The sequence below is a fragment of the Paenibacillus sp. FSL W8-0919 genome, assembly GCF_038003785.1.
Taxonomy (GTDB): Bacteria; Bacillota; Bacilli; order Paenibacillales; family Paenibacillaceae; genus Paenibacillus_AQ; species Paenibacillus_AQ lactis.
On sequence record NZ_JBBOPV010000001.1, the window covers coordinates 3,600,348 to 3,618,067 of the forward strand.

Consider the following 17,720-nt stretch of genomic DNA (forward strand, 5'->3'; position numbering starts at 1 on the left):
GTCCATGGAATGGTTGCAGCAAAGTATACCTGTCTTTATGCTTGTTTTTTGTCGAATAACATCTTTTTTTGTAATAGCTCCCGTATTTACATCGCGGGGCATCCCGACTTCATTTAAAATCGGGTTTTCCTTTCTGCTTACAGTCATCGTTTATCTTACGTTCGGAATAGGAGAAACGGTGCCGCAGGATCTATCCTATGCTCTGCTGATTGTCCAGGAAGTGCTGGTAGGACTGCTGCTCGGCTTCACCGCCTATCTGATCATGGCCGTCGTCCAAACGGCCGGCGCGCTGATCGATATCCAGATCGGCTTTAGCATGGCCAACGTCATCGATCCGTTTACGGGCGCATCCATGCCGCTGATCGGCAACTTTAAGTACTATCTCGCATTGCTCGTATTCCTTGGCATGAACGGCCATCATTATCTGCTCGATGCCATTATGTACAGCTATGATTGGGTGCCTATAACGGGCAACGTATTTTCAAAGATTCTAGACGGCAGCGTTACGGATATTCTTGTCAGAACCTTTGCCCACTCGTTCGTGCTTGCCCTTCAAATGGCGGCTCCGCTTGTGGCGGCCTTGTTTCTGACCGATGTCGGCCTCGGCTTCTTGGCGAGAACGGCACCGCAGTTCAACGTATTTGTCATCGGCATTATTCTTAAGATTCTGGTCGGGTTAGTGCTGCTGATGCTGCTTATGCCGGGACTTGTGTCATTATTTGATCATTTGTTCGCCCAAATGTTCGAGGCGCTCCGGCAGCTGCTCGGCGTCTTACACGAGGGAACGGCGCAAGGAGGATGAAGAGGATGCGGAACCGATCCCCCTACCGTTATCCGGTGGATTTGCAGCTGTTTGCTGGGGAGAAGACGGAAAAAGCGACGCCGAAGAAACGCCAGGATACGCGTAAAAAGGGTCAAGTGGCCAAAAGTATGGAAGTATCGGGCGCCTCGGTGTTACTATCCGCTTTCCTGTGCATGCTGATGTTCGGCGGTTACATGAGAGACCATACGGTCCGGCTGTTTACGGACGTATACCTTAACCGGCTCTCCATGGACGTAACGAATGAGAATGTCATGCAGCTCTTGGGCGAGAATGCCATTCAAATATTGCTGCTGCTCGCACCGCTGTTTGTTGCTGTGTTTGTGATCTCGCTGGTCGTAAATTATATTCAGGTCGGTTTTCTCCTGACGGGAGAGCCCTTGAAAATGAAGCTCAGCAAGATCGATCCGATCAAAGGATTTAAAAATATTTTTTCCATGAGGTCCTTGATCGAATTTTTTAAATCCATATTTAAATTAACGATCATTGGCTACCTCGTATACACCACTCTTTGGGGAGCCAGAGGGGAATTCTCCTCCTTGTCGACGAAGAGTCCGGATACTATTTTTCAATTTGTAGCGAATGTTACGATGTCGCTTGGCTTTAAGATCGGGGCTGGCCTGCTGATCCTGTCCGTCCTGGACTATTTGTACCAGAAGTACGAATACGAAAAAAACATCCGCATGTCAAAGCAGGACATTAAGGATGAGTTTAAGAAAATGGAAGGCGATCCGCTGATCAAAGGAAAAATCAGGGAACGCCAGCGCCGGATGGCGCTGCAACGAATGATGCAGGAAGTACCGAACGCAGACGTCATTATTACGAACCCGACCCACTTTGCGGTTGCGCTCAAATATGACGGTTCTACTATGGAAGCTCCGCAGATCATCGCGAAAGGCCAGGACTATATGGCCCTGCGCATTAAGGAAATTGCCAAGGAACACGGCATTATAACGATGGAAAACAAGCCGCTGGCACGAGCGTTGTACCAACGGTCCGAGATCGGGGATTCCATTCCCGGAGACCTGTTCCAGGCCGTAGCGGAAGTGCTGGCCTATGTATATAAACTTAAAGGTAAAGCGAAATAATTAGGGACCGGAGGCCTAAGTGCAGTGAAAATAAAAGATCTATCTGTCCTTGCGGGTGTCATTGGCATCGTACTTATGATGATTCTTCCGATCCCGATCTGGCTGCTGGATTTACTGCTTATCATCAATATATCGGTGGCACTGATCATCCTGCTGGTGGCCATGAACACGAAAGAAGCGCTGGACTTTTCGATATTTCCTTCCCTGCTTCTCATCACGACCTTGTTTCGGGTTGCGCTGAACATATCGACAACCAAGCTGATTTTGTCCGAAGCCAATGCGGGTGAGGTTGTCGCTACCTTCGGCAGCTGGATTGCCAATGGCGAAATCGCGGTCGGGTTCATCGTCTTTTTAATTTTGATCGTGGTTCAGTTTATCGTCATAACGAAAGGCTCCGAGCGCGTGGCTGAGGTTGCCGCACGATTTACGCTGGACGCCATGCCCGGTAAGCAGATGAGCATTGATGCCGATTTGAATGCAGGCCTAATCAACGAACAGCAAGCTCGGGAGCGCAGACGGAAAATCGAGCGGGAGGCCGACTTTTACGGTGCGATGGACGGTGCCAGCAAGTTCGTAAAAGGGGATGCCATCGCTTCGATCATCATCCTGCTGATCAACCTGATCGGCGGATTTATTATCGGGATCTCGATTCATGGCATGTCGTTTCCCGAAGCGATGAGCACGTACTCGATCCTGACGATCGGGGATGGACTGGTCAGCCAGATTCCGGCGCTTCTCATATCGACATCGGCAGGTCTTATCGTCACCAGAGCTTCCTCCGAAGGAAATCTGGCCGAGGATCTGACAGGTCAGCTGTTTTCCTATCCACGCTTGCTGTATATCGTATCAGGCACCGTATTGCTGCTGGGATTGTTTACTCCGATTCATTTTATAACGACAGCGCCCATCGCGCTTGTTCTGTTTATAGCAGCAAGGAGAATGCAGAACAATCTGGACCGCAAGCAGGTCGAGGTGGAGCAGATGGAGGAGGAGCAGCAGATCGAAGAGGTTCGCAGTCCGGAAAGTGTCATCAACCTGCTGCAGGTGGATCCGATCGAATTCGAGTTTGGATACGGCTTGATCCCGCTTGCGGATACCCAGCAGGGCGGAGACTTGCTGGATCGGATTATTATGATCCGGAGACAATGCGCGCTTGAACTTGGACTGGTCGTGCCGGTGATCCGAATCCGCGACAATATTCAACTTAAACCGAATGAATATGTCATAAAAATAAAAGGGAATGCTGTCGGCGGCGGGGAATTACTACTAAATCATTACCTCGCCATGAGTCCCGGCTACGAGGACGATTCCGTTACGGGAATCGAAACGACGGAGCCCGCATTCGGGCTGCCGGCCCTCTGGATTGACGAGGCGACGAAAGAACGGGCCGATCTGGCGGGATATACCGTCGTGGATCCGCCTTCCGTCGTAGCTACGCATTTGACAGAGCTGATCAAGCGGCACGCTCATGAGCTGCTGGGGCGCCAGGAGACAAAAGCGCTGGTCGACAACATCAAGGAAAGCTATCCGGTGCTTGTCGACGAGCTGATCCCTTCCGTGCTGACGATCGGGGAGGTACAGAAGGTGCTCGCCAAGCTGCTTCGGGAGAAAATCTCCATTCGCGACATGGTTACGATTCTGGAGACCCTTGCGGATTACGGGCATTATTCGAAGGACCCGGATGTGCTGACAGAGTATGTAAGACAAGCGCTCTCCAGGCAAATCACACAGCAGTTTGCTCAAGACGGAGAGGCCATGAAGGTGATCACCGTCGGACCGCAGCTTGAGAAGAAAATCGCGGAGAGCGTGCAGCAGAGCGAACAGGGGACGTACTTGGCGATGGACCCGGTGTCTACGCAGAATGTATTCCAGAAGCTGAGCGAGCAAGTGAATCGGATTATCCAGATGGGACAACAGCCGGTGCTGCTTACCTCTCCGGCCATCCGCATGTATTTGCGGCAGGTGATTGAACGCGGGATGCAGGATATTCCGGTTCTATCCTACAGCGAGCTTGAGCCGAACGTCGAAATTCAAAGTGTCGGAGTGGTGAACTTATGAGAGTAAAAAGGTATATCGTCGACACGATGCCGGAAGCGATGGCGCAGATCCGATCGGATTTGGGTACGGATGCGGTCATATTGAGCACGAAGGATATTAAGGTAGGCGGCTTTCTAGGGATGTTCTCCCGAAAGAAGATCGAGGTTATCGCCGCGGTTGAGCAGGAGGAGAAATCGAAATCCTCCGTCAAAGCCAAGCCGAAGCCGCCTGCGGCAGTGCCGAAGGCAGCCGTACCGAAGGCATACCAGCGAGCAGCGGAAATCGCGAATCCGACGGCAGCCGATTTGTCAAAGGCTCCTGTCCAGGAAGCGGTGAAGCCGAAGGATGGTGCACAAGAAGCGGATTATGTCCGCTTTGCCGAGATTATGAGCCAAGCCGCAGCAGCCGGGGAGGCGCAGGAGGTCCGGGAGGACAGCCCGCCACCGATACAGACGGGAACGGCTTCGGCCGAAGCCGCTTACCCGAGCCCGAAGGCAGCAGCTGCAGCGCAAGGCAAATTGCACGATCCTCCGGTTGAGCCCTTGAGCTCCCGGCTGGGCATCAGTGAATCAGAGCAGCGAGTGCTCGAGGAACTGAAGGAAATGAAGGAATGGATCGCCAAGCTGTCCAGGCACAATCTTGAAGCCAGACAGCTGCCGGAGCCGCTGGAATCGATAAGGGATCGCCTGCTTAGACAGGACGTTTCCGCGAGGCTCAGCGAGCAGTGGCTTGAGGTTGCTGAAGAAGCGCTGCGGGAGAGCGGGATGCAGCTTGGAAGCGAGCAGCTGCAGGCGATTATGCGCGAGCAGGCGAAGGCTTTTATTGATGAGCGCATCGGCGGGGGCATTCAACCTGACACGCGGATCGTATACATCGCCGGGCCGACGGGTGTCGGCAAGACGACAACGATCGCCAAAATCGCTGCAGAGCAGCTGTTCAGATATCACCGCAAGGTGGGCTTTATAACCTCGGATACGTACCGGATATCGGCGGTAGAGCAGCTTCGGACTTATGCCTCGATTTTGAATGTCCCTATGGAGGTGGTCCAGTCGCCAGGGGATATGCAGCGGGCGCTTCAAACGCTTCAAGACTGTGATCTGATCTTAATGGATACAGCCGGCCGGAATTATCGGAACGAGCTGCTCGTCTCCGAATTGCAAAGCCTCTTTTCCCATTCGGAGCACAGCGAAACCTACCTTGTTCTCAGCCTTACGTCCAAGAGCGGGGATATGATTGAAATCGCGGATCATTTCAGCAAATATGCACTCGATAAAGTCATATTCACCAAGATGGATGAGACCGGAAGCTTCGGTCCGATCTTCAATCTGCTCCATGCGCACAACCTGCGCTTGTCTTACATGACCAATGGTCAAAATGTACCGGACGACCTGCTTTTGGCCAATAGCGAGCAGCTGTGCGATTTGCTGCTGGGAGATACGCGGTCATGACGGATCAAGCCCATTCACTCAGACAGCTCGTATCTGCGCAGCGGAGCGAGAACGTGGGAATGTCTCCTAAGACCTCAGCCGGAAGCGCCAAGATCATAACGGTCACGAGCGGCAAGGGCGGTGTCGGGAAATCCAATTTCTCGCTGAACTTTGCGCTTGCGCTGCAATCGATGGGCAAAAAAGTGCTGGTGTTTGACGCCGATATCGGAATGGCCAATATCGATGTGCTAATGGGCGTGTCGTCCCGTTACAGCCTTTATCATTTGCTGCGGCGGGAGAAGAGCATGGAGGACGTGATCCAGTATGGGCCCGAGCAGCTTGCCTTTATTGCGGGGGGATCCGGACTTGCCGACCTGTTTTCTCTCTCCGATTCGGACATGAATTATTTTCTCGATCAGCTTGAGCGCATATCGTCCGACATGGATTACATCATTTTTGATACAGGCGCAGGCTTGTCAAAAGAAAACATGCGGTTCATTACCTCGGCCGATCATTGTTACGTCGTAACGACGCCCGAGCCGACTTCCATCACGGATGCGTACGCTCTCATCAAAGTCGTGCATGGGACCGGGTCTAGAGTCCCGCTCAGCCTGATCGTCAATCGGGCCGGCGATGAACGGGAGGCTCGTGAAGCAGCGGATAAAATCATGTTAACGGCCCGCCGCTTTCTGGATTTGGACATGCAGCTGCTGGGCTCGATCGCGGATGATCCGCATGTCGGGCAGGCGGTCAAGCGGCAGGTTCCATTCACGGTAGCGTTCCCGAAGTGCGATGCTGCAAGCGACGTCAGACGGATCGCTCTTCGCAGCATGGCATCTCCTGTCCCTGCAGAGCCGGATGCCCCGAAAGGAATCAAGGGATTTATGCATCGCCTGCTCAAACGGACAAAGTGATTCTTACTTCAGGATTTTGCAAAATTTGATTCAAGCCGCTCCCGAGTACAATATAAAGACGAATTCAACCGTTTCGCTCTATATATTGCTGACTGATAGTCGCTCTTTGGATTTTTGCATCATCCTTACTTGGATAATTGGAAACTGAGGTGGACTGATAGTGGAGCCCTTTCGTGTGCTTGTTGTGGACGATTCCGCATTTATGAGGAAAATATTCTCGGATTTCATCGAGCGAGACGCACTTTTTCAAGTGGTCGGAACGGCTGAGAACGGGCAAGAGGCCATCCGGAAAGTGAAGGAATTGAACCCGGATGCGGTTACCCTGGACGTGGAAATGCCGGAGATGAACGGATTGGACGCTCTGAAATTTATTATGGAGTTAGGGCCTCGTCCGGTGATCATGCTGTCCGGCTTGAATGAAGAGGGGATGAAGGAAACGATTCTGGCCCTAGAGGCCGGCGCATTTGATTTTATACGAAAGCCTTCCATTACGAATGCGCTCGGGATCGAGCAGGTCGGGCAAGAGCTGATGAAGCAGCTGCATGCGGCGATGCAGGCCAAGCAGCGCAGAGCCTTGTGGGAGGAGGAAGAGAGGGCGCGGCAAGCTGCACAGCGTCAAACCTCCTCTTCCCGAGCTTCCAAGCCTCTCGGCAAGCTGGCGGATAAGAAGCCGAGTGCGAAGGAACTGCCTCAGGCCGGTCATATTCGGGCAAATGCTGCTGAGGTCCTTGCACGTCAGGAACCGCCTTCGGTCGGCGAGGAGAAACGGAGGATTCGGGAAGTGCTTCCGGGCACGGATCCTTTACGCCGGAAGCCCGCCGCTCCGGAGAAAAGAAGGAAGCCGGAGTCCCCAAAGCCGTCTTCAGCCGGAGCTGACAGCCGGCCTACAGACAACGGTCCGTCATCCTTGGCGGCGATTACGGATCTCGTAGCGGTGGGCTGCTCCACTGGGGGGCCTCGGGCGCTGAAGGCTTTTCTGGAGGGGATTCCAAGCGGCTTTCATGCTCCGATCGTTATCGTGCAGCATATGCCGCCCAAGTTTACGAAATCTCTTGCACAGCGCCTGAATTCATTTAGCAGGCTGGAGGTGCTGGAAGCAGCCGACGGAATGCCTTTGGAGCCGGGGAAAGCTTATATCGCTCCAGGGGGAAGCCATATCCGGGTAAGACGCACGGAGAAGAATGGATATGTGATTGCTACAAGCATGGATGAGCCGCGCAACGGCCATCGCCCATCTGTCGATACGCTGTTCGAGTCGCTGCTCCCGCTGACGGAGCTTACGCGTCATGCGGTGCTGATGACCGGCATGGGAAGCGATGGAGCGAGAATGATGAAGAAGCTTTACGATTCGGGCGTTAAATCCACCTTTGCGGAGAGCGAGGAAACCTGTGTTGTATACGGAATGCCTCGCTCGGCTGTCGAACTCGGATGCGTCAATGATGTGTTGCCTCTGCAGGAACTTGCACCCAAAGTGGTTCAAGCTGTAAATAACAGAAAGTGAACTCAGGAGGAGGTGTCTCTCAATGGACATGAATCAATATTTGACAATGTTTATTGATGAGTCAAATGATCATCTGCAATCATTAAATGAAAACATGCTGCAATTAGAAAACAATCCGGACGACTTGGGAATCGTGCAAGTGATTTTCCGGTCGGCGCACACGTTAAAAGGCATGGCCGCAACGATGGGCTTCGAAGATCTCGCCTCGTTAACGCACCAGATGGAAAATGTGCTGGACCTCGTTCGGAATGAAAAGCTGACGATGCAGGATTATATCTTCGACACGCTCTTCAAAAGCTTGGACGCGCTTGAATCGATGGTGCAGGATATTACGTCCGGAGGTGACGGCAAATCGGATGTGTCTTCGATTGTGGCCGCTCTTCAGTCCATCGTCCGGGGAGAGAACCCGGCGCAACAAGCGCAAACCGGAGAGGGTCAAGGCGCTGATCAAGGATCGGCTTCCCAACCCGGAATCACGCTGGACGAGTTTCAGTATTCGGTGCTTGAACAATCCATTTCGGAAGGCCATAAGGTTCTCTATATACAAGTGACCCTGCGCGAGGATTGCCAGCTTAAAGCGGTTCGGGCCTACATGGTATTCGAGGCGCTGGAAAGATCCGGAGAAATCGTAAAGACGCATCCGGACGTTCAAGACATTGAGCAAGGTGAATTCGATCGCGTATTTTCGTTGTACTACATAACACAGCGGGAAGCCGCGGACATTGAGAGCCAAATCCTCGGCGTTTCTGAAATCGAGACAGCCCAGGTTGTCTCACTGGATCATGAAACGCTCCAGCAAATGGTACAACAAGCTGCGGCAGCACTCGAAACCGTCAAGCCGGAAGCGCAGCAGCCTGCTGCGGCAGCTTCGGCACCTTCGGCACCCGAGTCGAAGAGCACCCCTGCAGCCGCCAAGGAAGCGAAGGCTCCGGCCCGAAGCGGCGGGGCGAACCCGTCCCGAACGATCCGCGTGGACATTGAACGGCTGGACGTCCTGATGAACCTGTTCAGCGAGCTGCTTATTGACCGGGTACGGCTTGAGCAATTGGCGAGCGAGGCCCAGAACCAGGAGCTTACCGATACTGTCGAGCATATGAGCCGGGTCAGCAGCGATCTTCAAAATATCGTGCTGAAGCTGCGCATGGTTCCCGTGGATACAGTTTTCAACCGCTTTCCGCGGATGGTCCGGGACCTTGCGAAAACACTGGATAAAAAAATCGATCTCATTATCACCGGGGCCGATACGGAGCTGGATCGGACCGTTATCGACGAAATCGGCGATCCGCTGGTCCACCTGCTGCGCAACTCGGCTGACCATGGCATCGAGCCTGTCGCGGACCGGATAGCCGCCGGCAAGCCGGAAACCGGAACGGTCCATCTGCGGGCCTTCCACAGCGGCAACAACGTATTCATTGAGATTGAGGATGACGGCCGGGGCATTTACCGTGAGAAGATCTTGCAGAATGCGCTCAAGAAGGGTGTGGTTACCGAGTCCGAAGCGGAGTCGATGTCGGATGAAGAAGTGCATCAGCTGCTCTTTGCTCCGGGATTCAGCACGGCGGAGAAAATATCCGACGTATCGGGCCGCGGAGTAGGGCTTGACGTCGTCAAATCCAAGATCGTTTCGCTTGGCGGCAACGTGACCATCTATTCGACCCCTGGGAAAGGAACCAACTTCTCTGTACAGCTTCCGCTGACATTGTCGATCATCGCAGCCATGCTGATCAAGATGGGCTCCGAGAAATATGCGATCCCGCTGTCATCCATCGTGGAAACGGCTGTCATCAAACGCGGCCACGTCAAAAATGTGCACGGCAGCCGCATGGTTCACTTCCGCGATTCGATGATACCGATTATTTCGCTCAGCAAGGTGTTCGAGGTGCCGGATTTCGATGATGAGCAGGAAGAAGAAACCGAAATTGTCGTGATTCGAAAAGGCGATCGTCTAGCCGCGCTCGCGATCGATGATTTTATCGGCCAAAGCGAAATCGTTATTAAAAATCTGGGCAAATACTTGCCGGCGATTCAAGGAATTTCCGGGGCAACGATCCTCGGCGACGGACAAGTTGCTCTTATTATCGATGCGAATGCGTTCATTAAGTAAAACAAGTTTCATTCGTATAGCGGCAGGCCACATAATTTAAAGGAGGATTCAGTCATGGGAGAAGAAATCAAGGTTATCGTCTTTAAGCTCGGCACTGAGGAATACGGCATTGAGGTGGATAAGGTTCAAACGATTGAACGGATGATGCCGATTACGCGCGTACCGAAAACCTACGCTTTTGTAAAAGGTGTGATCAACCTTCGCGGCGTAGTCATCCCGGTTATTGATCTGCGGGGGCGCTTCGGATTGGCTGAGGTGGAGCCGACCGATCAAACCCGGATCATCATCGTTGCGGTCAGCGATATGCAGGTCGGCTTTATCGTCGATTCCGCCAGCGACGTCATCGACCTTAATACCGACGACATCGATTCACCGCCAGAAGTTGTCGGCGGGATTAAAGCGAAATATCTTCGCGGCGTCGCGCGGGTAGGAGAGGAGCGCCTTCTGGTCATGCTGAATCTGTCCGAAGTGCTGAACAAGAGCGAAATTATTCAGCTTGAAGGCCTTGAGGATTAATCGTGGAGCTGTTTAAGTATGGCAGGGAAGTCAAGATGGATGTGCTGAAGGAAGTGGGGAACATCGGTGCGGGGAATGCTGCAACGGCATTGTCCCGCTTGCTGGACAAGCCCATCGATATGGCCGTACCGAAAGTGCAGCTGCTTCCTTTTAAAGAAATCGCGGAAAGCGTGGGCGGCAGCGAGCAAGTGGTGCTGGCCGTCTTCCTGCGGGTGGAAGGCAGCGCACCGGGCAATCTGTTCTTTATCATGAGCCCTGAAGCGGGAAAAAATCTGCTCCAGAACCTGGCGGGCATCGAAGTGTCGGAGGACGAACAATTCTCCGAGATGGAGCTGTCGGCATTGTGCGAAATCGGCAACATCCTGGCCGGTTCCTATCTTTCCTCGCTTGCGGATTTTACCAATTTATCCATGACGCCGACCGTTCCGGGACTGGCCATGGACATGGCGGGCGCCATATTAAGCTACGGACTCCTTCAATTCGGAGAAATGGGAGACGATGCGCTCTTGATCAACACGACGTTTCTAGAGGGACAGAATGAAGTGGAAGGCCAGTTTTTTCTCATACCCGATCCACCTTCGTTCGCGCAAATATTCGAAGCCTTGGGAGTGCCTTTAGAGCATGATTGATGAGCAAAGCATCGTGAAGGTGGCCATGGCGGATCTGAACGTCGCAGGTCCAAACGGCATATTGCGCACGACCGGGCTTGGCTCCTGCGTCGGACTGACCTTGTATGATCCGGTTGCGAAGATCGGGGGGCTGGCCCATATCATGCTTCCGTCCTCCTCGATTGCCAGGGAGGGGCAGCTGAATCTGGCGAAGTATGCGGACACGGCCCTTCCGGTCCTTCTGAACAAAATGAAGGGACTGGGCGCCGTTCAAGCCAGGTTGGTTGCAAAAATGGCCGGCGGCGCGCAAATGTTCTCCTTTGCCGGAGCCGGCGATACCATGCGGATCGGCCCTCGGAATGTCGAATCGTGCAAAGAGGGACTCCAGCAGATGGGCATTGCCCTCATTGCGGAGGATACTGGAGAAAATTACGGAAGAACCGTGGAACTGGACTGTTCGACGGGGAAATTTACCGTGCGAAGTGTACAAAAGGGCATAAAGGAACTGTAGAGATGATGGAAAAACTGCGTTTTTATATCCTATCGGGAATTGCCGGATTTATTTTCACTTTTATTTTTTCCATACGCAACAATCTATGGACAACCAGTATGGCCCGGGCGTTCCTCGCCTTCGTGATCTGGTTTGTGCTGGCATTCTTATTGAAAGGGCTGCTGGACATCATCGCCGGCCGAAACGGAAACAGCCCGAAGGCAGGGAAGAGCGCCGATACCGGAACGGCTCAAGAGGATGAACGAGGGGCCGTCCTTGATCTGGCTACGCCGGACGAAGATGAGGAGCTGATGGATATGATCCACTCCGAAAACGGCAGCAAAGGCAAGGGCGGATTCGTTCCGCTCAACCCGCCCAAGCTGGTCTCAACTAAAGATCCCGAGGAACTGGCCAAGGCCGTTCGTCACCTTGCGGAAAAATAAGGAGGGTGAAGGCAATTGGACGAACGTAAGGCTACAATGCTGAATCATGCGGATTTATGGAGTGCATGGAAGGAAGATGGGGACCCGGAAGCGAAAAAGAAATTAATCGAAAATCATTTGCACATCGTTGACTATGTTTCAAGCCGCTTGGCCATCGGCCTTCCCAAGAACGTCTCGAAGGGAGATCTCGCCAGCAACGGCGTTATGGGGCTGATCGATGCCATCGAGAAATTCGACTACAAGCGCGGTCTGCAGTTCGAAACCTATGCCTCCTGGCGGGTTCGGGGCGCAATCCTTGATTCGCTTCGCCAGGGGGATTGGGTGCCTCGTTCCGTCCGAGAGAAGGCGAAGAAGATCGAAACTGCGTACCAGCAACTTGAACAAAAGTATTTGCGCAGCGTTAGCGATTCGGAGATGAGCAGCTACCTGGAGGTGTCCGAGAAGGAATTTCGGCACATGCTGCAGGAGGTGGCGGTGATGACGCTGACATCGCTGGAGGATCCGATTCGCGAGGAGGAGTCGGAGACACGCATGTCGGTTCTGGTTGACGAGAAAGCAAAAAATCCGGATCATAAGGTGCATGAATTTTACCTGCGGGAAGCGCTGAAGAAAGGGATCAGTAAATTAACCCCAAAGGAAAGAACCGTCGTTTCATTATTATATTATGAGGACTTATCACTTAGTGAAATCGCTGAAGTGATGTCGTTATCACCATCGCGTATTTCACAGCTTCACTCCAAGGCGATAATGAGACTACGGGGCGCGCTTGATAAAGATCGGGATTTGCTGATGCAAAACGATTGACGCTTGCCATTTAGGAAGGGGGTTGGCTGGATTGTCTCTAGATTATGCATTGGATCAGTACATGAGCGTCACGTTTTCGGATGACAAGGTTATCGCCTATATTCAGTTCACGAAATGGGAGGACGGGTTCTCCTGCTCGATTGAAGCGCTGGAGCAGTTCTTGCGAAGTCATGGCATTCGTTACGGGATCCAGCGGGATATCCTGCAGCGCATCGCCGGTCATGCGGAGGAATATCAATACAGCAGAACGCCGATAGCCATCGGAACGGAGCCTGTACACGGACAGAACGGAAGAATTGAATTCACCGTCGATTTCGGAGGGCAGACCCATGTAAAGCCGCTCGAGATTGAGGACGGCAAAGTCGATTATAAAGAAATCATTCGTTTAAATAATGTAAAGAAGGGCCAGCTGCTGGCGACCCGAGTCCCACCGACAAAGGGAGAGCCCGGGACGACGGTCACCGGTGAAGAGATCCCGAGCAAGCCGGGAAAGGAAGCTCATTTCAAGATCGGTAAAAACGTAGTGGTAAACGCGGAGAAAACGGCGATGTATGCGGCGATCGATGGTCTGCTTACAAGGACCGACAAGGGAAAAATCAACGTGTTTCCGGTATACGAAATTAATGGGGACGTCGATTACAGCATCGGCAATATCGACTTTGTCGGAACGGTCGTTGTCCGCGGAAATGTCCTGACCGGATTTCGAATCAAGGCGGCCGGCGATATCCGGGTGACGGGTTTTGTGGAAGGCGCCGAGCTTGATGCAGAGGGCTCGATCGATATTTCCGGCGGCATTATCGGCTATAACAAAGGATACGTCAAGGCCGGCCAGGATGTGAAGAGCTCCTTTATCCAGGACGGAAATGTCATTGCCGGAGCGAACGTGATCGTTTCCCAGAGCATTATGCACTCCAACATCCGCGCGGGTCGGAATATCGAATGCAATGGAACGAAAGGCTTGGTCGTCGGCGGCGTTTTGCAAGCCGGAGAGATGGTCGTCGCACGAACTGTCGGCAATAGCATGTCAACGGCGACCGTCATTGAGGTCGGTGTGCTTCCAGACCTGCGCAACGAATTGGCCGAGCTTCGCGCACAGCTGAAGCAGTTGATCGAAAGTGTGGACAAGACGGATAAAGCGCTTTATTTGCTGAATCAATTGGCGTCGACCGGCCAGCTGTCTCCGGACAAGATGGCGATGCGGATCAAGCTGAATGCAACGAGAAAGTCCAATATGGCGGAACAGACGGCAATTAAGGAACGGATGCTGGAAATCGAAAAGACGCTGGAGGATACCGGAAAAGCGAGGGTTAACGTCGTCAAGACCATATACGGCGGAGCCAAAATTGTGATCGGCCGGTATACCCGCTTCATCAAGGATCCCACGCAGCGGGTTTCTTTTTACTATCATGAGGGAGATGTCACGATGGTGCCGTTATTGTAGGAGCTTGTCGCAGAGGAGAGCTGCGTATGAGGCCTATGTAGTTGATCGAGCAGATGCATGTGGGAATGATCCTATTATAATGAGGTGATCTTCACTTGAGTTTGAAATCTGTCGAAATGCAAATTGCCGTACCGAGAACGAATGAGGCTGGAAAATTGCATAATGAACTTCAGCAGCGTCCGCAAAATGACCAAAATCTGCTTGCTGGCGAGCAGATCAAGAACAGCCGGGCCGAAGCCAAGCGGAGCGCCGAGGTCAGCGAGTCGTCTGAAACCGCGGTGCGCGATGATGGCAGCCGCCGGTCGCAAGGACAGCAGGGCCAGAGCGCGGACGGCGACGAATCGAAGGAGGCTGCCGAGCATCCGGCTGAGCATCCCTATAAAGGAAGAAACTTGGATATCTCATTATAGTGGGAGTTCGAGGAGTCGGTCTTTTTGAACAGCCTCTTATATTAAGTACACAAAGGAGTTAATCGTTTTGTATCCATGGATATACATCGTTTTGCTGGGCGCAGCGGCCGTACTGTATGCGTTCATGCTGCCTAAACGCCGGGAGGAGAGCGCATCCGGGGAACAGCTGGTGAAGGAAGTCGAGGCTACGCTCGAAGGATACATGGCCGAAATCCAGCAGGAGAACGAGCAGCTGGTAGAGCTGATCCGGAAGATGAAGGAAGAACAGAGCGCCAAGCTGATCGAGCAGCAGGAGCAGGCGGAGCAATGGAGCGCAAGGATCGTGGAATTGGAGAGGAAGGCAGCCGCATCCGAAGACAGGCTCCGCGCTGCGGAGGACCAGCTTGCGAAGGTGCTGTCATCGGTGACGGAAGATCGCCAGGCGGGCGCTGCTTCGAATAGGGAGGCGGAGCCGCATATGCCTTCAATCAAGGAGCGATACGCCGAACTGTTCGAATGGTATGATCAGGGTAAATCGATCGATATGATTGCCAAGGCTTCGGGTATGCAGCGCGGCGAGGTTCAGCTGATTATTCAACTGGCCAGACAGGAGGAATCCGTATGATCAGGAACCGAACCTTCATGATGGGACTGGGCCTCGGCATCGTGGCAGGAGCCGTGCTGCTTCAGCTTATGCTGATCGGCCAAGGGGCACAGCTGACCAAAGCCTCATTGACCGGGGAGCTGACGAAGGAAGAGCTGCAGGCTGCGGCCGAAGCAATGGATATGCAAGTGCTGGACAAATCCGAGGAGCTTTTGACCGCTGAGCAGTGGAAGCAGAAGCAGCTTAGCGAGGAAACGTCTGAGGGCGGGGAGCAGCCTAAGGCTGATGAACAAGACAAGCCTTCGGAACCGGCTGACAATACCGGGACGGATAAGCGAAAGACGCCGAAGCAGCCTAAACAGCCGGATCAGCCTGAAGCCGCAAAGACCAAGGAGATGCAGCAAGCAGCAGCACCTTCGGAGCCCAAGGCGCCGGCTAAAGCCAATGCTCCGATAACCGTCCGCGTGCCTGCCGGCAACAACCTCAGCGATGTGGCCGACAGTCTGCTTGCAGCCGGGGTGATCAAGGACAGGCAGGGATTCATCGACAAAGCAACCGAGAAGAGGATTAACCGCTTTATCCAGAGCGGAACGTACACGTTCACGGCGGGCGAGGATTACGGCTCGATCATAACGAAAATAACGGCAAAACCGTCCAACTAGACTTCTGGTTGCGAACGGTTTTTTTTGAAGTCATAACCGGGCCTTATTTAGGGGTGAAATGGGCCGTTTAGGACATGCACAAAAGACATTGCAACCTGCCTTCGGTTATGTTATAGTAATTGACGGTGTTAAAACACACGCCAGAGTGATTCCGTAAAGGGTGCTTCTGCGAAGAGCGGGAGTCTTGACGGGAAATGATCTTGGCGGAGGGACACACAAAAACCAAATTTAGGAGGTGCGTGAAGATGGCAGTAATCTCCATGAAGCAGCTTTTGGAAGCTGGCGTTCACTTCGGTCACCAGACTCGTCGCTGGAACCCGAAAATGGATAAATATATCTTCACTGAAAGAAACGGTATCTACATTATCGACCTGCAAAAAACGGTCAAGAAAGTTGAAGAAGCATTCAACTTTGTGAAAAGCATTGCTGCTGAGAACGGAACCATCCTGTTCGTCGGCACGAAGAAGCAAGCTCAAGATTCCGTTAAGGAAGAAGCAGAGCGTTGCGGTATGTACTACATCAACCAACGCTGGCTCGGCGGAACGCTGACAAACTTCGAAACGATCCAGAAGCGTATCAACCGCTTGAAGCAGCTCGAATCTTGGGAAGAAGACGGCACGTTCCAAGTGCTGCCTAAGAAAGAAGTTATCCTTCTCCGCAAAGAGAAAGATCGTCTTGAGAAATTCCTGGGCGGCATCAAGAACATGAAGGGTCTTCCAAGCGCATTGTTCGTAATCGACCCTCGCAAAGAGCGCATCGCTGTTGCGGAAGCCCGCAAATTGGGTATCCCAATCGTAGGCATCGTGGATACGAACTGTGATCCGGATGAAATCGACTACGTAATCCCAGGTAACGATGACGCGATCCGTGCGGTTAAATTGCTGACAGGCAAAATGGCCGACGCTGTTGTTGAAGCTCACCAAGGTGAAGAAACAACCGCTTAATCGGGATTAAACGTATAACCATGAATTAAATGAAAAGGGTGGTTGGTAGGTGGATAACCTCTCACCGCCCTTTTTTTAAGATGTCAGTACATAAGAGTCTGATATCTAAAGATGATTTTGCAAATGATGAATACTTAGAAGGCGAAGCGGCCTTTGGGTTGGACCTCGCCGTTTCCGGCGAATAAAACCTTGACCGAGGCTACCGCTTCATCAATACCAATTTGGAGGGAATTGAAATGGCAGTAACAGCTAGTGCGGTAAAAGAACTTCGCGAAAGAACAGGCGCAGGCATGCTGGATTGCAAAAAAGCGCTGGACGAAACAAACGGTGATATCGATAAAGCGATCGCGGTTCTTCGCGAAAAAGGTTTGGCGGCAGCTGCGAATAAAGCAGGTCGTATCGCAACTGAAGGTGTTGTAGAATCCTACATCCACGGCGGCGGACGCATCGGCGTTCTCGTTGAAATCAACTGCGAAACCGACTTCGTCGGCAAGACCGATCAATTCAAAGAGTTTGCCCGCGATATCGCAATGCACATCGCTGCAGCAAACCCTAAATATGTTCGACGCGAGGAAGTTCCTGCTGAGGAGCTTGAGAAAGAGAAGGAAATTCTCAAGAACCAAGCGCTGAACGAAGGCAAGCCTGAGAAAATCGTTGAAAAAATGGTTGAAGGCCGCATCAACAAATACTATGAAGAGAACTGCTTGATGGAGCAGGCATTCATTAAGGATCCGGACAAAACCATCAATACGCTGCTGAACGAGAAAATCAGCACGATCGGCGAGAACATCTCGATCCGTCGTTTTGCTCGCTTCGAGCTGGGCGAAGGCCTTGAGAAGAAACAAGAAAACTTCGCAGAAGAAGTTATGGCTCAGGTGAATAATTAATTCGAATGAGCTAATATAAGTAAGAGGAAAGAGTGGAACAC

18 protein-coding genes are annotated in these 17,720 nt (G+C 52.6%); all 18 read left to right on the top strand.

Translation table 11 applies throughout. The features are described 5' to 3' along the window. The first annotated feature begins 4 nt into the window (after window positions 1-4). The 18 genes from fliR to tsf all read left to right on the top strand — a co-directional run bounded on the left by fliR (window position 5) and on the right by tsf (window position 17,679). Window positions 5-802, top strand: coding sequence for a flagellar biosynthetic protein FliR (gene fliR / locus NST44_RS16430; protein ID WP_028405675.1), 798 nt, complete (start codon window positions 5-7; stop codon window positions 800-802). Then, entirely contained in the window at window positions 799-1,908 is a 1,110-nt protein-coding gene (gene flhB / locus NST44_RS16435; RefSeq protein WP_373872061.1) for a flagellar biosynthesis protein FlhB, read from the top strand. The genes fliR and flhB overlap by 4 nt, the downstream gene beginning before the upstream one ends. Before the next feature lie 24 nt (window positions 1,909-1,932). Beyond that, complete coding sequence (gene flhA, locus NST44_RS16440; RefSeq protein WP_007128738.1) at window positions 1,933-3,966, top strand: flagellar biosynthesis protein FlhA; 2,034 nt, start codon at window positions 1,933-1,935, stop codon at window positions 3,964-3,966. Next, window positions 3,963-5,393, top strand: a complete 1,431-nt coding sequence (gene flhF, locus NST44_RS16445; protein ID WP_007128737.1) for a flagellar biosynthesis protein FlhF — start codon at window positions 3,963-3,965, stop codon at window positions 5,391-5,393. Before flhA ends, flhF begins: the two co-directional genes overlap by 4 nt. Then, window positions 5,390-6,286, top strand: coding sequence for a MinD/ParA family protein (locus NST44_RS16450; protein ID WP_007128736.1), 897 nt, complete (start codon window positions 5,390-5,392; stop codon window positions 6,284-6,286). Before flhF ends, NST44_RS16450 begins: the two co-directional genes overlap by 4 nt. Before the next feature lie 160 nt (window positions 6,287-6,446). Next, window positions 6,447-7,787: a protein-glutamate methylesterase/protein-glutamine glutaminase gene (locus tag NST44_RS16455; protein WP_007128735.1), complete on the top strand. Its 1,341-nt coding sequence runs from the start codon at window positions 6,447-6,449 to the stop codon at window positions 7,785-7,787. Between the two features lie 22 nt (window positions 7,788-7,809). After that, window positions 7,810-9,891 carry a chemotaxis protein CheA gene (locus tag NST44_RS16460; protein WP_007128734.1) on the top strand — a complete coding sequence of 694 codons (2,082 nt, stop codon included), beginning with the start codon at window positions 7,810-7,812 and terminating at the stop codon, window positions 9,889-9,891. Window positions 9,892-9,945: 54 nt separating this feature from the next. Beyond that, window positions 9,946-10,407: a chemotaxis protein CheW gene (locus NST44_RS16465; protein ID WP_007128733.1), complete on the top strand. Its 462-nt coding sequence runs from the start codon at window positions 9,946-9,948 to the stop codon at window positions 10,405-10,407. A gap of 2 nt (window positions 10,408-10,409) precedes the next feature. After that, the gene (locus tag NST44_RS16470; protein ID WP_007128732.1) at window positions 10,410-11,036 is read left to right on the top strand and encodes a chemotaxis protein CheC; all 627 of its coding nucleotides are present in this window, start codon (window positions 10,410-10,412) and stop codon (window positions 11,034-11,036) included. Then, complete coding sequence (locus NST44_RS16475; protein WP_007128731.1) at window positions 11,029-11,526, top strand: chemotaxis protein CheD; 498 nt, start codon at window positions 11,029-11,031, stop codon at window positions 11,524-11,526. The genes NST44_RS16470 and NST44_RS16475 overlap by 8 nt, the downstream gene beginning before the upstream one ends. A gap of 2 nt (window positions 11,527-11,528) precedes the next feature. Beyond that, complete coding sequence (locus tag NST44_RS16480; protein ID WP_007128730.1) at window positions 11,529-11,948, top strand: hypothetical protein; 420 nt, start codon at window positions 11,529-11,531, stop codon at window positions 11,946-11,948. 15 nt (window positions 11,949-11,963) lie between these two features. Beyond that, window positions 11,964-12,752 (top strand): FliA/WhiG family RNA polymerase sigma factor, encoded by a 789-nt coding sequence (locus NST44_RS16485; RefSeq protein WP_007128729.1) that lies wholly within the window; start codon window positions 11,964-11,966, stop codon window positions 12,750-12,752. Between the two features lie 31 nt (window positions 12,753-12,783). Then, window positions 12,784-14,193: a DUF342 domain-containing protein gene (locus NST44_RS16490; protein ID WP_007128728.1), complete on the top strand. Its 1,410-nt coding sequence runs from the start codon at window positions 12,784-12,786 to the stop codon at window positions 14,191-14,193. A 95-nt stretch (window positions 14,194-14,288) separates the two neighbouring features. After that, window positions 14,289-14,603 (top strand): hypothetical protein, encoded by a 315-nt coding sequence (locus NST44_RS16495; RefSeq protein WP_007128727.1) that lies wholly within the window; start codon window positions 14,289-14,291, stop codon window positions 14,601-14,603. A gap of 67 nt (window positions 14,604-14,670) precedes the next feature. Next, entirely contained in the window at window positions 14,671-15,207 is a 537-nt protein-coding gene (locus tag NST44_RS16500; RefSeq protein WP_007128726.1) for a DUF6115 domain-containing protein, read from the top strand. Further along, window positions 15,204-15,848: a hypothetical protein gene (locus tag NST44_RS16505; RefSeq protein ID WP_007128725.1), complete on the top strand. Its 645-nt coding sequence runs from the start codon at window positions 15,204-15,206 to the stop codon at window positions 15,846-15,848. The genes NST44_RS16500 and NST44_RS16505 overlap by 4 nt, the downstream gene beginning before the upstream one ends. Window positions 15,849-16,093: 245 nt before the next feature. Further along, a complete protein-coding gene (gene rpsB / locus NST44_RS16510; RefSeq protein ID WP_007128724.1) occupies window positions 16,094-16,792 on the top strand; it encodes a 30S ribosomal protein S2 in 699 nt (232 codons plus the stop codon). Between the two features lie 236 nt (window positions 16,793-17,028). Continuing rightward, window positions 17,029-17,679, top strand: a complete 651-nt coding sequence (gene tsf / locus NST44_RS16515) for a translation elongation factor Ts (protein WP_007128723.1) — start codon at window positions 17,029-17,031, stop codon at window positions 17,677-17,679. Window positions 17,680-17,720: the final 41 nt, after the last annotated feature.

Bases quoted from the DNA above. Each gene is read 5' to 3' on its own strand.
- NST44_RS16450 (WP_007128736.1), top strand. From the start codon at position 5,390: ATGACGGATCAAGCCCATTCACTCAGACAGCTCGTATCTGCGCAGCGG.
- NST44_RS16505 (WP_007128725.1), top strand. From the start codon at position 15,204: ATGATCAGGAACCGAACCTTCATGATGGGACTGGGCCTCGGCATCGTG.
- NST44_RS16465 (WP_007128733.1), top strand. From the start codon at position 9,946: ATGGGAGAAGAAATCAAGGTTATCGTCTTTAAGCTCGGCACTGAGGAA.
- NST44_RS16460 (WP_007128734.1), top strand. From the start codon at position 7,810: ATGGACATGAATCAATATTTGACAATGTTTATTGATGAGTCAAATGAT.
- NST44_RS16475 (WP_007128731.1), top strand. From the start codon at position 11,029: ATGATTGATGAGCAAAGCATCGTGAAGGTGGCCATGGCGGATCTGAAC.
- rpsB (WP_007128724.1), top strand. From the start codon at position 16,094: ATGGCAGTAATCTCCATGAAGCAGCTTTTGGAAGCTGGCGTTCACTTC.
- flhF (WP_007128737.1), top strand. From the start codon at position 3,963: ATGAGAGTAAAAAGGTATATCGTCGACACGATGCCGGAAGCGATGGCG.
- NST44_RS16480 (WP_007128730.1), top strand. From the start codon at position 11,529: ATGATGGAAAAACTGCGTTTTTATATCCTATCGGGAATTGCCGGATTT.
- fliR (WP_028405675.1), top strand. From the start codon at position 5: ATGGAATGGTTGCAGCAAAGTATACCTGTCTTTATGCTTGTTTTTTGT.
- tsf (WP_007128723.1), top strand. From the start codon at position 17,029: ATGGCAGTAACAGCTAGTGCGGTAAAAGAACTTCGCGAAAGAACAGGC.
- flhB (WP_373872061.1), top strand. From the start codon at position 799: ATGAAGAGGATGCGGAACCGATCCCCCTACCGTTATCCGGTGGATTTG.